This window comes from Halalkalicoccus subterraneus (assembly GCF_003697815.1).
GTDB classification, from domain to species: Archaea; Halobacteriota; Halobacteria; order Halobacteriales; family Halalkalicoccaceae; genus Halalkalicoccus; species Halalkalicoccus subterraneus.
This window is the reverse complement of record NZ_RDQG01000026.1, coordinates 29,584-41,794: the sequence shown is the minus strand read 5'-3', so window position 1 is coordinate 41,794 and position 12,211 is coordinate 29,584. Positions and strand designations below refer to the sequence as shown.

Genomic DNA, 12,211 nt, shown 5'->3' with positions numbered 1-12,211 from the left:
ACCACGCGGCCCGGCGCAGCGGAAAGCTCCCGTCGCGCGTCAGGAGGTACTCGCCGGGTTCGAGAGCCATGTCGAGATCGATCGTGTTGAGTCCCGCCTCAACGCTGATGTCGCGTTCGTGGACGGCATCGAAGTTGGTGCCGTCGTACTCACCGACGACGGCATTGAAGGTGCCGGCCTGGTCGGCGTCGACGGTCGCCTCGCCGAGATGAATCGCGTGTTCGGTTTCGAAGTGGATACCCCAGTGGGTCGCGCCGTGCTGGGTGCCCCGGGGGTTAGCGCCGATGCGTCGGGCGGGGAATTCGAGGGCGTCAGCGGCGGCTTCGAGCCGTCCGAGCACCTCGTCGAACGCCCGTAGATCCACGTTGCCGTCGGTCGCCGTCTCGGCGTTCGCGAGGGCGTCCCCGTCCTGGGCCTGTACGCTCGCCGTCGAGCCCGCGACGCCGGCCGCACCGGCCGCGCTCATGAACGTTCGACGCGTCCACTCGTTATTCGGTTCCGTCTCGTCGGTAAATGCTTGTCGTGGCATATTTTCCACACAGTTATAAAAAGTATAATAGCATATAAGTATAAGATAACTAATGAGTTGTTTCGGACATTACCTTCGGGTAACCGATGTTACAGCCAGCCACGCCGGCCCAGAAAGACGAGGACGACATACCCAATCGCCCCCGCAGCGAAGACGGCGACCGGGATGAGAAACGGACCGAACAGTTCGAGGATCGACTCGATCATCGGTGGCAGTTCGGTCGGGAGTTCCCTAACGCTACTGATCGTCCGGAGGGGGTGACAACGTGATATATCTCGCACGATCAGGTGTCCGTATGTACAAGACGGGTCACGTCGGCGTCGGGCTGCTTGTGTACTCGCCGGTCGGGTTCGTACTCTTGCTCGCGGGGCTCGACGAGCTCGCCGTCCTCGGTGGGGTCGGAACGGTCGCGCTCGCGACGCTTCCGGACTGCGATCACCGGCTCCCGCTCGTCGCTCATCGCGGTCCCACCCACTCGCTCGCGTTCGCCCTCGCGCTCGGTGTGGTGTTGGGGGGTGCGGGCGTCGCGTTCGGCGAGGCGATCTTCGGGATCGCGGCGACGACGATGGGCGCGTTCGCCTTCGGGGTCGGCGCCCTCGCGGTCCTCTCGCACCTGGCGGCCGATTCGATCACACCCATGGGAATCCGCCCGCTGTGGCCCCTCTCGCGGTGGCGCTACTCGGCGAACGTCGTCCGCGCGAACAACCCGATCGCGAACCTCCTGTTGCTCGCGGCGGGGATCGCGGCGGCGACGGCCGCACTGGCCCTCGCCACCATTATCTAGAGCAGCGAGTCGAGTTCGGCGACCGAATCGAGAACGTGATCGGGTTCGATCTCCGATTCGGCGAGGGTCCGCTCGTCGGTGACGCCGGTTCGAACGAGGGCGGTCGTCATCCCCGCGCGTTCGCCCATCTCGATGTCGGTATCGAGGCGGTCGCCGACGATCAGACAGTCCGCGGCGTCGAGTCCGAGAGTTCGTTCGAGGGCCTCGACCGCGCTCGGGGCAGGTTTGCCCATGATCGCGTCGGGTTCTCTCCCCGCGACACCCGCGACCGCGTTGATGATCGCGCCCGAACCCGGCACCTCGCGATCCTCCGTGGGAATCGTCCGGTCGGGGTCGGTGCCGATGAAGCGCGTCGAACCCGACAGCGCCCACAGCGCGTGGGTCAGGTCGTCGTAGGAGAACTCCCGGTCGATCGAGGCGATCAGCGCGTCCGCCCGGTCGTACTCGTCGGTGAGCGTGAGGCCCGCCTCGCGAAGCTGGATCTCGAGGCCCGTCTCGCCGATCACGTACAACTCGTCGGCGGCGTGCTCGCGTGCGAGGTACTCGGCAGTGATCGTCCCGGCGGTGATCAGTTCGTCGGGGGAAAGCGAGAAGCCGTGACTGGTCAGTCGATCAGCGTAGGCCTCGCGGGTCCGAATCGGGTTGTTCGAGACGAACGCAACCGGGAGACCGCGCTCGCGGATGGTCTCGACGGCCTCGATCGCACCCGCGATGGGCTCACTGCCCCGGATCAGCGTGCCGTCGACGTCGAGGACGACTCCATTGTAGTCCATTCACTCGGCGGCCGGCGGCTCGTTCCACGGCGCGCTCTCGGGGTCGATCAGGCGCTCGCGGTCGTCGAGCCCGTTGATCTTCGCCATGTCGCCCTCTGAGAGGTCGTCGACGATATCGAGCGCGCGGTAGTTCTCCTCGATGTGGTCGCCGCTGGCCTTCGGGATGGGGTAGATCCTCCGGTTGATCAGCCACGCCAACGCGACCTGCGTGGCCGTGGCGTTGTGCTTGCCCGCGATGTCGTTGATCTCGGGGATCTCGGTCACCTCGCCGCGGGCGATCGGCGAGTACGCCACGAGGCGGTGGTCGTTGTCCTCGGCGAACCCCGCGAGGCGGTCCTGTGGAAGCAGGGGATGACACTCGACCTGATGGGCGAAGATCGGCGCATCGAGGATCCGTTTGGCCTCTTCGAGCTGGTCGACCCGGAAGTTGCTCAGGCCGACGTGCTCGATTGTGCCGTTCGCGACGAGGTCGTCGAACGCCGCGAGCGTGTCCTCGGCGTCGTACTCGCCGGTCGGCCAGTGGACGTAGAGGAGATCGATCGTGTCGACGCCGAGTTTGTCACGGCTGTTCTCGACCGATTCGAGGACGTCCTCGTAGGCGAGGTTCTCGGTGTCGACCTTCGTCGCGAGGAAGACCTCCTCGTGCGGGACGTCGCTTTCGGCGATCGCGTCGCCGACGTAGGCCTCGTTCTCGTAGACCTGTGCGGTGTCGACGTGTCGATAGCCGGCGTCGAGCGCACGTGTGACGTTCTCGACGCAGTCCTCGGGGTCTTCGAGCTTGTACGTCCCGAAACCGAGTGCAGGAAACGAGCGTGACATGGCTCGAAATGGGGGCGCGATTCATAAACCGACTGTGGTTGCAAGGTCAACCGGACGGCCCGAAGAACTCAATCGGCCGTCACATCCGGGTTGGACGACCTCTCGACGGAGTGGCGACCGATCTCGACGCCGATCAACATCGCGGCCAGACCGATCCCCATGACGAGAAACCACAGCGCTATCCTGAGGTCCGAATCGATCGGGAGGTTCATGTGGATCCCGAACTGGGATCCCCCGACGATCAGAAGCACGAAGAGGGTGTTCCATCGTCGATCACCACCACGCAACACGGCGCGACGGCGAACCAGCAACCACCCGGCGATCGTAAAGGATACCCACACGAAAAAGACGAGCCACGGGTCCCAGAACCCGTCGAGAGAGAGTACAAATGGGGGGATGATCCCGATCACGAGCCCACCGGTGAGGGCTTCGTTGTCGATCATATTTCGGTATATTTCGTATGGATTAAATAACCTACCCAACGCTTCACAATCAGTCCACACGCCCGAGCACCCAGACCGCGAACAGGGCTGCGCCGATCGTCTCGGGGATCGCGAGGCCCGGCCCCACCCGGAGGCCGGCGGCCCACGCGAGCCACTGGAGGACGTGTAGGTTCGCGAGCCAGATCGCCGCGAGCCCGAATCGTGGCTCGTCGGTCAGGACCCCGGTCGTCCCGTCGATCCAGAGCGTGAGCGTCGCCCCCAGATAGAAGCCGGCGGCGACCGGGAGGTGGTACGGATGACCGCTCGGAAAGAGGCCAACGCCCGCCAGTGTCCCGAGGGTGAGAGCCAGCACTGCGGCGACGAGCCAATCGAGGCGGTGGCGGGCACTCGCGACGAGGACCGCCGCGAACGGGAGACCCAGCACGCCGGCGACGATCAGCCCGCCGTTGAACAGCCACGCGGTCGGCGCGCCCGGTGCGCCGAGATCCGAGAGGGCGTCGCCCGCCCACGAGAACTCCGGGGCCGAAAGCGTCGCACCGACGATGGCGACGGCCGCGACCGCGGGCGCGAGGAGCGCCGAGACTCGGCCCGCCAGAACGCACCGGCTCATGCGTCCTCGAATCGCGGAATCGCCCGGTCGATCCGTCGCTCTCGCCCGGCGCGTGCGCTGTCGCGCTTTCGCTTTCGAAGGGCCGTCTGAAGCCGGTCGCCGACCGTCTCCCGGAGTCCGGTGGCCCCTCCGCTGTCGAGGTCGAGCGCGCGGGCGTCACCGCCGACGAGACCGCTCGTGCCCGCGGTGTCGACGAGCACTGACGCGAGGCGCCACCGGCGCTGGAGGAACGTCTGGGTCTCGATGACGTTCTGGACGCGGTAGTAGGGTACGACCCGCGTAGTGCGGTTCCAGAACCCCGTCCGGGTACCGACGTGGTCGGCCCCCAGAAAGTACCCGCGCGAGGCCCACTTGTAGTGGGCGGCGACCGGTGCGAGGGGCACTCCCAGGAGGGGAACGTACCAGTACATCTCGAACCCGAGCGCCCAGGTGGCCGCGTAGACAGCCGTCGCGAGCACCGCGAGGACGAGCAGGTAACGGAACGCGTAGCGTCTGCGTGCGCGCTTTGGCGGGCGCGTGATCTCGACCTCCTCGAACGGTTCGATCTCGCGGGCGATTCCCAAGGTCGTCTCCCGGTCGGCGATCGGGACGGCGGATTCGGAGCCGACGCTGCCCTCCTGTCCGGGCGCGTAGCCCGCGGTCTCGACCGAGAGGCTCGCATAGCCCAGTAGACGCTTGAGGAGGTTCTCGCGCACCACGAGCGACTGGACCTTATCGAGGGGAATCGAACCGTCGTAGCGCTGGATCAGCCCGCGTTCGTAGCGCAGTTCGTCGCCCGACCGGGAGAGCCGAAAGCCGTAGGTGTTGAGGACGGCGTTGGCGCCGCTCAGAAGCGCCGAGGCGACCACCACGAGGACGATCACCGCTCCGAGGACGAGGAAGGGACTGACCGGCAGATCCGTCAGGAGTTCGATCAACACCGGCGGCCCGGCAAAGGAGAGCGCCACCGAGAGAAACGAGGCCAGCCGGAGGTCGAAGGAGGCGATCGCGAGCACGCCCAGGTCCTCGGGCGTGATCGCGTAGAGCAACGCCTCGTCTTCGTCAGGCCGGTCCTCGTCGGTCGTCGCCGTGGAGTCGGCGCGCTTTCGCCGCCGAAGCTCGTCCTGAAGGCGTTTGGCCTCCTCGTAGCCGACATACCGGAGGACCGCCTCGGTCTCGCCGCCGCCGGCGGTCTCGATCCGGAGTTCAGCGATGTCGAGGGCTCGCTGGACGACGTTTCGCGAGATATCGACGTTCTGGACGCGCCGGTAGGGGATCTCTCGGTTGCGCCGGGAGATCACGCCCGACCGGATGTCGAACGTGTCGGGCGTGGTCACGTACTCGAAGCGCCGGTAGTAGGCGACCTGCCAGCCGGCGACCGCCACGAACCCGACGACGGCCGCGAGGACCGCGAGTGCGATCCCGATCCCGCCGAAGGCGGGCCCCGAGGCGACCGTGGCGAAAAACACCAGCGGGAGGTAGCCGACCACTGACTGGGCGACCCGGTAGGGGATCGACAGCGGGTGGAGCTGACTCATACCGCGTCGTCACCCTCGGCGTCGATCGCGAGTGCCTTCAGCCGGCGCTGGAGGTCGTCGGCCCCGTCGGGCGTCAATCCCGGCACCGTCACGTCAGCGCCCCGCGAGCCCGCCGTATAAACGACGGTGCTCGCCAGTCCCGTCACGCGTTCGAGCGGACTGCGCCGCGAGTCGACGTGCTGGATGCGCACGAAGGGGACGACCGTCTTCACCCGGGTGAAGACGCCGCGTTCGAGGTACAACGCGTCCTCGCGGACCTCGTAGCGCCAGATTCGGTAGCGAAGCAGGCTGTGAGCGGCGAAGAGGACGAACAGCCCGGCAAAGACGGCGACCGGGAGCCAGAGTCCGATATCAAGTGCGAAAAACCCGACCAGTCCGACGATGGCCGCGAGTACCACCGCGGAAAGGGCGGCCTGAAGCACCCAAACGATCCGAATCCGAGGGTGGAGCGAATGCATTACCTGCCGTTCGAACCGGGGGGAAATGAAGGGTCTGGATCAGACCTCGGGACTGAGGAGTTCGACGGTCAGCCCGCGTTCGCGCGCGCTCGCGGCGAAGGCCTCGTCGTCGGCTTCCAGTGCCTCGAAGGTGTCGTAGTGAACCGGCACCACGAGCTCGGCACCGATCCGTTCGGCGAGATCCAGAACGGCGCCGGGCGACATCGTAAAGGCGTCGTCGATGGGCGCGAGGAAGACGTCGGCGGTGAGCCCCTCGTACTCCTCGATCACGTCGCTGTCGCCGGGGTAGAAGACCGTCGTGTCCCCGAAATCGAGCCGGTAGCCCACGCCCTCGCCCTCGGGGTGGTACGGCGTGCCGTCCGCGCGGACGTGCCCCTCGGACGTGTTGTAGGCACTGATCGCCTCGATTTTGATTCCATCGACCGCGAACGAGTCGCCGGTTCCGACCCGACGGATCTCGTACTCGAGATCCGAAACGGGCCGCGACTCTCGGTCGATCTCCTCGCTTCGAATCTCCTCGAAGACGCAGACCACGGCGTCGTCCGCGGCGACGCGCTCGATCCCGTCGGGGTCGTAGTGGTCGTCGTGGGTGACGAGCACGAGGTCGCCGTCCCGGGCGTCGTAGCCGTCCAGAACGCCGTATCGACCGGGGTCGATGTAGACGACCCGTTCTCCGTCCGTGATCCGCGAGGTCGCGTAGCCGAGCCAGTCGATCGTCAGGCCGCCGTAGGTGGTGGACACGGGTTTCGGTACGCAGAGGAGGGGCAAAAAGCCACGAGAAGCGGCACCACTAGAGACGCGCTCGATACGAAACGACGATTTGGCAAAAACGTCCAGAACCGATTTACTCCTCGCCGGTGACGATCTCCGCGACCCGCTGGCGGTCGAACAACTGCTCCTCGGCGGGGATCTCCGGATACGGCTCGCCCTCGGCATACTCGGGCCACTCGCCGAACTGGTCGGGATAGAGCTGTTTGGCGCCCATTTCGAGCTGGAAGAGGTTCATGATCGGGCCCTGATAGCGCATTCCGGCGGGATAGACGCGGTCGTTTTCGACCGCCGAAAGCTGGCCGCCGACGGGATGGGACGCGAGATCCGACCGCACCTGCTCCATGTCGTAGTCCGGGCCGAGCCCCCAGAGATGCAGGATCACGTCGGGATCGGCCTCGAGCATCGCCTCGTAGCCGACGGTGCCCCACAGCTGTGACCAGTCCTCCTCGGCGAAGGCGTCGACCGCGCCCAGCGGCCGGGTGTCCGCGAGCCAGTAGCCGGGTTTGTTGAGGTGATAGGTGAAGAACTCCTCGCCGTTCTGGGTCACGCGCACGGCCGTGGGTCGTTCCTCTTCGGGTGGTAGGTCCGCCTCGATCGTCTCGAGGAGGTCGCCGTGAATCCCGTTCAGCGCCTCGTAGCGCTCTCCCTCCTGAAACACCTGCGCGACCTTTCCGAACAGCTCCCAGAGCGTGTAGTACTGATACTCGCCGTCGTACTCGCCGGCCGGTTCGGCGTGAGTGCCGCTGTAGAAGTTGCCGAAGAAGGGGCCGATGCTTCCCGCGATCTCGTCGATGTCCGACTGCGTCCAGTTGTCGAGGCTCGTGACGTACGTCGGATCGACGAAATGGGCGTCGCTGTCGAGTTCGTACAGCCGCTCCTTGGGGAGCCCGTTCTGCCACGGGTTCGAGAGCCCCTCCCACTCGAAGGACACCCCTGGAAGCCGCTCGTAGTAGTGGTTCATCGTCGTCCCGGCCATCTCGGTCGAGAACATCGAGTTCACCGCATCCCCGTGGCCGAGCGCGACCGCCATGTCGGCGTACTGGGGGAAAACCGTAAAGACGTTCTCGGGAACGCCCTCGAACTCGACCTCGCCGACCGGCGAGAGCTCGACGGTCGAGGCGCCGCCCCCGTTCGAGCCCGCCGAGTCCGTCGAGTTCGAGTCGTTCGAGCCACCGGATCCACCGATACAACCCGCGATCGCCCCGGCGACGACGGTCCCGCCTGCTCCCTTGATGTATCCTCGTCGCGTCAGCGTTCCGTCCGTCTTTCCCCTCGTCATATGATTTAGGCTAGCCTAACACGTTGATAAGCCCTCCGGAACATGATCGATACCTAGTTCGCGACCATCATCGAGGAGTGAGTCCGACGCCTTCAGCCAACAGTTCATGGGAGCGAAGCACGTCGTCGTGGTCGGCGAGGATCTGCTGGATCATCACCTCGTCGACGCCGACGCGTCCGGTGAGCTGTTCTAGCAGGTCAGCAAGCGTCTCCGGGCTTCCGGAGATCGCTCGCGGCCACTCGTCGGAATCGAGCGTGGCGGGCGTGGGATCGGGGACGGCGCCGAGTTCGTCGATGGCCTCCTCGACCGAGGGCGTGGTTCCCACGACGCCCCGTTGCATCCGTTTGTACGACGCCTCGGCCACCGCCCGGAGCCGCGCCGCCTTCTCGTCGGTTTCGGCGCAGACGGCGTTGACCGCGAGTATCCCCTCAGGGGAGTCGGCGCTCCCGGCCAGTGTCGATGCTTGGAACTCCTCGCGGTACTCCTCGAAGGCGTGAGTGGCGAACTGCGGTCGGATGAACGCCGCGAAACAGTACCGCAGCCCGAGTTCGCCGGCAATGGCTGCGCTCGACGGGCTCGATCCGAGCGCCCACGGTACGGCCGGGCCCTCACCCGAGCGTGCGATCGCGAGGTCGGTGTAGGGGTGCTCATCTGGATAGTCGTCGTAGAGGTGGTTGACGACGGCCTCGATCTTCTCGCGGTGGTCCTCGTCGGGGTTCCGGACGTGGCGGTCGGTCCCGAGCGCGCGGTCGGCAGCCGGCGAGCCGTTCGCCCGGCCCAACCCCGCGTCGATCCGACCGGGCGCGAGCGCATCGAGTGCGCCGAACGCCTCCGCGACCTTGAACGGGCTGTAGTGGTTGAGCAACACCGCCCCCGATCCGAGGCGGATCGACTCGGTCTCGGCCGCGAGATGTCCGAGCAACACCTCCGGCGTCGTCCCCGCGAGGGAGTCGGCCATTCCGTGGTGTTCGGCCACCCAGACTCGCTCGTAGCCGAGTCGCTCGGCCTGCTGTGCGATTTCGACGGTGTTCGCGTAGGCATCAGTCGCCGTACCGTCGTCGGGCACCGGAGAGAGATCGACGAGGGAAAGGTCCATGTCCCGGTTCGGAGGGTGGGCGGGATAACGCTTCGGCTCCAGCCCGATCGCGAGGCGTCGCCACTGCGTCGACGGGACGCCACCGAGGGGAATTCAGTCCGGTTCGTCCTCGATGGTCCTGACGTTGTTCGCCCCGCAGTCCGGACAGACCAACTGGCCTTTCGTCTCCGTCCTCGCCTCGCTTCGCGGGAAGGTCGCCCCGCAGCTCCCACAGCGGGCGCTGTCGCGCTCGGTCAGCGCGGTGTGCTGGGCGGGGATCCCCCGGACTACCCCACAGCCACAGACCGGACAGGCCAGCTCGTTTTCCGACCCCGTGGTGGCCTCCTCGCGCGGGAAGGTCGCCCCGCAGTCGGTACAGGCCGCGTTGATCGCGGTGTCCATACCGCATGCTACACCCACACACGCATATATCCTCGGTGCGGTCTCGCCCCGGGATTTATCGACCGGGCGATCCAGTTTCGAGTATGGAGTTCAGCGTGATTCAGGGTGATATCGCAGCACAAAAAGCCAACGCGCTGGTCAACGCTGCGGGGACGAGCCTACGGATGGGTTCGGGAGTCGCGGGCGCGCTCCGACGCGGCGCCGGCGGGCCGATAAACGAGGCGGCGATGGAGAACGGACCGGTCGATCTGGGTGGGGTCGCCGTCACCGACGCCTACGAGTTGGACGCCGAGTACGTGATCCACGCCGCGGCGATGCCTCACTATGGGGACGGGCGAGCAACCTCCGAAAGCATCCGCGAGGCGACCCGGAACGCCCTCGAGGCGGCCGACGAACTGGACTGTGAGTCGGTGGTGGTCCCAGCGCTGGGCTGTGGAGCCGCCGGGTTCGATCTCCGGGAGGGTGCACGTGTCGTCGCCGAGGTATGCGCCGCCTACGATCCCGATTCCCTCGAAGACGTGCGCTTTATCGCCTACAGCGATGCGGAGTACGACGTCGTCCGGGAGGTCGCGGACGAGGTCCGCAGGGGCTGAACTCCCGATCGTCCGGTGCGAATCAGTCGTCGTCGGTCGGCGCGTCTAGAGGACGACGTAGAAAACGACTAGACGGCCGCGTCAGTGGTGGCCCGACACGCGCACGGGCTCGTAGGGCTCTTCGAGGTACTCCATGTCGCCCTCGGAGAGGTCGATGTCGAGGGCTTCGACGGCCTGTTCTAAGTGTTCGACGCTGGTCGTCCCGATGATTGGGGCGTCGACCCAGTCCTTGTGCAGCAGCCACGACAGCGAGATCTGGGCCATCGTGACACCCTTTTCGTTCGAGAGTTCCTCGACTCGCTCGTTGACCTCGCGGCCACCGCCCTCCCGATACGGATGTTCGTACATGTGTTCTTCCGATTCCCCGCGCGTGGTCGCGTCGATCTCCTCGGCGGGACGGGCGAGATACCCGCGTGCGAGGGGGCTCCACGGCATCACGCCGATCCCTTCCTTTTCACAGAGCGGCAACATCTCGCGTTCCTCCTCACGGTAGACGAGGTTGTAGTGGTTCTGCATCGTGACGAACCGATCGAGGCCCAGCGAATCGCTCGTATGGAGCGCCTCGGCGAACTGGTGGGCCCACATCGACGATCCCCCGATATACCGGACCTGTCCGCGCCGTACCGCGTCGTCGAGCGCGCGCAGGGTCTCCTCGACTGGCGTGTCGTCGTCCCAGCGATGCGTCTGATAGAGGTCAATCGTCTCCATTCCCAGCCGGTCGAGGCTGTTCTCGAGTTCCTGCTCGATCGCCTTCCGGGACAGTCCCTGCGCGTTGGGGTTGTCGTCGTCCATCGGGTTGTAGGCCTTCGTGGCGACGACGGGCCAATCGCGGTCATAGCCCTCGAGGGCGTTGCCGAGGATGCGCTCGCTTTCGCCCCGCGAGTACATGTTCGCGGTGTCGAAGAAGTTGATCCCCAAGTCGATCGCCCGCTCGATGATCTCTTCACTCTCCTCTTCCTCGAGGACCCACTCGCGCCAGTCGGGATCCCCGAAGCTCATACAACCCAGACAGAGTCGACTGACCGACATCCCGGTCGACCCGAGCGTGGTGTACTCCATGGTACTGCTCCTCGACGCCGGGGCAAAAACCTGTGGTCGGCGACAGCGGCCTCTAGCTCGCGTCCCTCGTACCGGCTCCGTCGAGCCCGCATGGGAGAGTCGACCGCCGGGCGGTAGGCCGGCGGCGATAGTTAAGTGCCCGGCGGGCGAACCGCCGGGCATGGAGACGCTACGGCTGCTCAAGATCGCGGGCTACGCCCTCGTGGCGATCGTCGCACTGATGGTCATCAGCGCGCTGGCGAGCCTGTTGTTGTCACTTCTGGGGATCGTCGTCGGAATCGCCCTCGTCACCGGTATCGCGTATCTCGCCTATCGGCTCTATACGATGACGAGCGGCGAGGGTGCGGCCGACGAACTGGACGTCGGGTCGACGGCCGAAGACCTCCAGCGCGAGTTCGAGCGCTGAGGCCGGGGTCAGAATTAGGTGGCTAGCGAACCAATCGGAGGTATGGTCCTGTCGAAACTGCTCAGAGCGTTCGGACTGTTCGTCCTGGTCGTCCTCGCGATCCTCGGGGTCGTCGGCTACAAACTGTACAGCGCGTTCGCGGAACACGGCGAGTTCGAGTTCGGGTGGGCGGTCAGCGACCCCGAGCCCGAAGCCTAAACCGGGATCGCCGTCGGCACAGAGAGGAAGCCGGCGTCGACGAACAACAAGACACCCACCAGCGAGGCCACAAGGAAGTATGGCCGCGCCTCGTGGGCTGGCTGGCGGACTTTTCGCTGGGCGAAACCGGTTGCCAGTTTTTTCGAACCGAGTTCGACGAGCAGGGCAAGCAGGAACCACAGCGTGAGCATCACGAGCACGAGATGGCCCTGGGCGCTCCCGAACAGCGAGTCGACCGTATAGCGCGTGCCAGCCAGATGCCCGCCGCTCGCGAACAGCGCCAACGCGCTGATCCGAGAGATCCACTGCAGTCGGGAGGTGACGGTTTCGAGCGGAGCGGCGTCGAACGCCCCTTCCCGTGCCAGCGGGAGAACGGCGACTGTCAGGAAGATCACGCTGCCGACCCAGAGTCCGGCGAACCCGAGGTGGGCCCCGTTCATCGCGGCGTCGAGAAGCGACATAAGGTGCGGTTCGAAACCGCCGAAGACAGGTCTT

At 66.0% G+C, this 12,211-nt stretch carries 17 protein-coding genes; 4 read left to right on the top strand and 13 right to left on the bottom strand.

What is annotated here, in order from left to right; genetic code table 11:
• Positions 1 to 529: twin-arginine translocation signal domain-containing protein (locus EAO80_RS07910; RefSeq protein WP_122089386.1), on the bottom strand; the 529-nt coding region annotated here is incomplete at its 3' end.
• 295 nt (positions 530 to 824) lie between these two features.
• Here EAO80_RS07910 and EAO80_RS07905 point away from each other — a divergent pair.
• A complete protein-coding gene (locus EAO80_RS07905; protein WP_122089384.1) occupies positions 825 to 1,313 on the top strand; it encodes a metal-dependent hydrolase in 489 nt (162 codons plus the stop codon).
• Here EAO80_RS07905 and EAO80_RS07900 read toward each other — a convergent pair.
• From EAO80_RS07900 to EAO80_RS07855, 10 genes are all read right to left on the bottom strand, one after another.
• The gene (locus tag EAO80_RS07900; protein ID WP_122089383.1) at positions 1,310 to 2,086 is read right to left on the bottom strand and encodes an HAD-IIA family hydrolase; all 777 of its coding nucleotides are present in this window, start codon (positions 2,084 to 2,086) and stop codon (positions 1,310 to 1,312) included. The genes EAO80_RS07905 and EAO80_RS07900 overlap by 4 nt on opposite strands.
• Positions 2,087 to 2,905, bottom strand: coding sequence for an aldo/keto reductase (locus EAO80_RS07895; protein WP_122089382.1), 819 nt, complete (start codon positions 2,903 to 2,905; stop codon positions 2,087 to 2,089).
• A 68-nt stretch (positions 2,906 to 2,973) separates the two neighbouring features.
• Positions 2,974 to 3,348 carry a hypothetical protein gene (locus tag EAO80_RS07890; RefSeq protein WP_122089381.1) on the bottom strand — a complete coding sequence of 125 codons (375 nt, stop codon included), beginning with the start codon at positions 3,346 to 3,348 and terminating at the stop codon, positions 2,974 to 2,976.
• A gap of 49 nt (positions 3,349 to 3,397) precedes the next feature.
• Complete coding sequence (locus tag EAO80_RS07885) at positions 3,398 to 3,958, bottom strand: DUF998 domain-containing protein (protein ID WP_122089380.1); 561 nt, start codon at positions 3,956 to 3,958, stop codon at positions 3,398 to 3,400.
• Positions 3,955 to 5,475 (bottom strand): PH domain-containing protein, encoded by a 1,521-nt coding sequence (locus EAO80_RS07880; protein WP_122089379.1) that lies wholly within the window; start codon positions 5,473 to 5,475, stop codon positions 3,955 to 3,957. The genes EAO80_RS07885 and EAO80_RS07880 overlap by 4 nt, the downstream gene beginning before the upstream one ends.
• Positions 5,472 to 5,933: a PH domain-containing protein gene (locus EAO80_RS07875; RefSeq protein ID WP_122089378.1), complete on the bottom strand. Its 462-nt coding sequence runs from the start codon at positions 5,931 to 5,933 to the stop codon at positions 5,472 to 5,474. Before EAO80_RS07875 ends, EAO80_RS07880 begins: the two co-directional genes overlap by 4 nt.
• A gap of 39 nt (positions 5,934 to 5,972) precedes the next feature.
• Positions 5,973 to 6,674, bottom strand: a complete 702-nt coding sequence (locus tag EAO80_RS07870; RefSeq protein ID WP_122089377.1) for an MBL fold metallo-hydrolase — start codon at positions 6,672 to 6,674, stop codon at positions 5,973 to 5,975.
• A 103-nt stretch (positions 6,675 to 6,777) separates the two neighbouring features.
• Positions 6,778 to 7,983, bottom strand: a complete 1,206-nt coding sequence (locus EAO80_RS07865) for an ABC transporter substrate-binding protein (protein ID WP_122089376.1) — start codon at positions 7,981 to 7,983, stop codon at positions 6,778 to 6,780.
• Between the two features lie 67 nt (positions 7,984 to 8,050).
• Positions 8,051 to 9,079 carry an LLM class flavin-dependent oxidoreductase gene (locus EAO80_RS07860; RefSeq protein WP_122089375.1) on the bottom strand — a complete coding sequence of 343 codons (1,029 nt, stop codon included), beginning with the start codon at positions 9,077 to 9,079 and terminating at the stop codon, positions 8,051 to 8,053.
• Positions 9,080 to 9,172: 93 nt separating this feature from the next.
• The gene (locus EAO80_RS07855) at positions 9,173 to 9,460 is read right to left on the bottom strand and encodes an SIR2 family NAD-dependent protein deacylase (RefSeq protein WP_122089374.1); all 288 of its coding nucleotides are present in this window, start codon (positions 9,458 to 9,460) and stop codon (positions 9,173 to 9,175) included.
• Positions 9,461 to 9,543: 83 nt separating this feature from the next.
• Here EAO80_RS07855 and EAO80_RS07850 point away from each other — a divergent pair, with 83 nt between their 5' ends.
• Positions 9,544 to 10,053 (top strand): macro domain-containing protein, encoded by a 510-nt coding sequence (locus EAO80_RS07850; RefSeq protein WP_122089373.1) that lies wholly within the window; start codon positions 9,544 to 9,546, stop codon positions 10,051 to 10,053.
• Positions 10,054 to 10,134: 81 nt separating this feature from the next.
• On the opposite strand, the gene EAO80_RS07845 is transcribed toward EAO80_RS07850, so the two are convergent.
• On the bottom strand, positions 10,135 to 11,112 hold the full coding sequence (locus tag EAO80_RS07845; RefSeq protein ID WP_122089372.1) for an aldo/keto reductase: 978 nt from the start codon (positions 11,110 to 11,112) through the stop codon (positions 10,135 to 10,137).
• A gap of 160 nt (positions 11,113 to 11,272) precedes the next feature.
• On the opposite strand from EAO80_RS07845, the gene EAO80_RS07840 reads away from it, so the two are divergent.
• Positions 11,273 to 11,518, top strand: a complete 246-nt coding sequence (locus EAO80_RS07840; protein ID WP_122089371.1) for a hypothetical protein — start codon at positions 11,273 to 11,275, stop codon at positions 11,516 to 11,518.
• A gap of 42 nt (positions 11,519 to 11,560) precedes the next feature.
• A complete protein-coding gene (locus tag EAO80_RS19600; RefSeq protein ID WP_162993920.1) occupies positions 11,561 to 11,716 on the top strand; it encodes a hypothetical protein in 156 nt (51 codons plus the stop codon).
• On the opposite strand, the gene EAO80_RS07835 is transcribed toward EAO80_RS19600, so the two are convergent.
• Positions 11,713 to 12,177, bottom strand: coding sequence for a transporter (locus EAO80_RS07835; RefSeq protein WP_122089370.1), 465 nt, complete (start codon positions 12,175 to 12,177; stop codon positions 11,713 to 11,715). The two genes, EAO80_RS19600 and EAO80_RS07835, sit on opposite strands and share 4 nt — an antisense overlap.
• Positions 12,178 to 12,211 lie beyond the last annotated feature (34 nt).

Excerpts from the sequence above, each read along its gene's own strand:
- EAO80_RS07890 (WP_122089381.1), bottom strand. The coding sequence starts at position 3,348 with ATGATCGACAACGAAGCCCTCACCGGTGGGCTCGTGATCGGGATCATC.
- EAO80_RS07835 (WP_122089370.1), bottom strand. The coding sequence starts at position 12,177 with ATGTCGCTTCTCGACGCCGCGATGAACGGGGCCCACCTCGGGTTCGCC.
- EAO80_RS07865 (WP_122089376.1), bottom strand. The coding sequence starts at position 7,983 with ATGACGAGGGGAAAGACGGACGGAACGCTGACGCGACGAGGATACATC.
- EAO80_RS19600 (WP_162993920.1), top strand. The coding sequence starts at position 11,561 with ATGGTCCTGTCGAAACTGCTCAGAGCGTTCGGACTGTTCGTCCTGGTC.
- EAO80_RS07895 (WP_122089382.1), bottom strand. The coding sequence starts at position 2,905 with ATGTCACGCTCGTTTCCTGCACTCGGTTTCGGGACGTACAAGCTCGAA.
- EAO80_RS07855 (WP_122089374.1), bottom strand. The coding sequence starts at position 9,460 with ATGGACACCGCGATCAACGCGGCCTGTACCGACTGCGGGGCGACCTTC.
- EAO80_RS07845 (WP_122089372.1), bottom strand. The coding sequence starts at position 11,112 with ATGGAGTACACCACGCTCGGGTCGACCGGGATGTCGGTCAGTCGACTC.
- EAO80_RS07875 (WP_122089378.1), bottom strand. The coding sequence starts at position 5,933 with ATGCATTCGCTCCACCCTCGGATTCGGATCGTTTGGGTGCTTCAGGCC.
- EAO80_RS07840 (WP_122089371.1), top strand. The coding sequence starts at position 11,273 with ATGGAGACGCTACGGCTGCTCAAGATCGCGGGCTACGCCCTCGTGGCG.
- EAO80_RS07900 (WP_122089383.1), bottom strand. The coding sequence starts at position 2,086 with ATGGACTACAATGGAGTCGTCCTCGACGTCGACGGCACGCTGATCCGG.
- EAO80_RS07880 (WP_122089379.1), bottom strand. The coding sequence starts at position 5,475 with ATGAGTCAGCTCCACCCGCTGTCGATCCCCTACCGGGTCGCCCAGTCA.
- EAO80_RS07905 (WP_122089384.1), top strand. The coding sequence starts at position 825 with ATGTACAAGACGGGTCACGTCGGCGTCGGGCTGCTTGTGTACTCGCCG.
- EAO80_RS07860 (WP_122089375.1), bottom strand. The coding sequence starts at position 9,079 with ATGGACCTTTCCCTCGTCGATCTCTCTCCGGTGCCCGACGACGGTACG.
- EAO80_RS07885 (WP_122089380.1), bottom strand. The coding sequence starts at position 3,958 with ATGAGCCGGTGCGTTCTGGCGGGCCGAGTCTCGGCGCTCCTCGCGCCC.
- EAO80_RS07850 (WP_122089373.1), top strand. The coding sequence starts at position 9,544 with ATGGAGTTCAGCGTGATTCAGGGTGATATCGCAGCACAAAAAGCCAAC.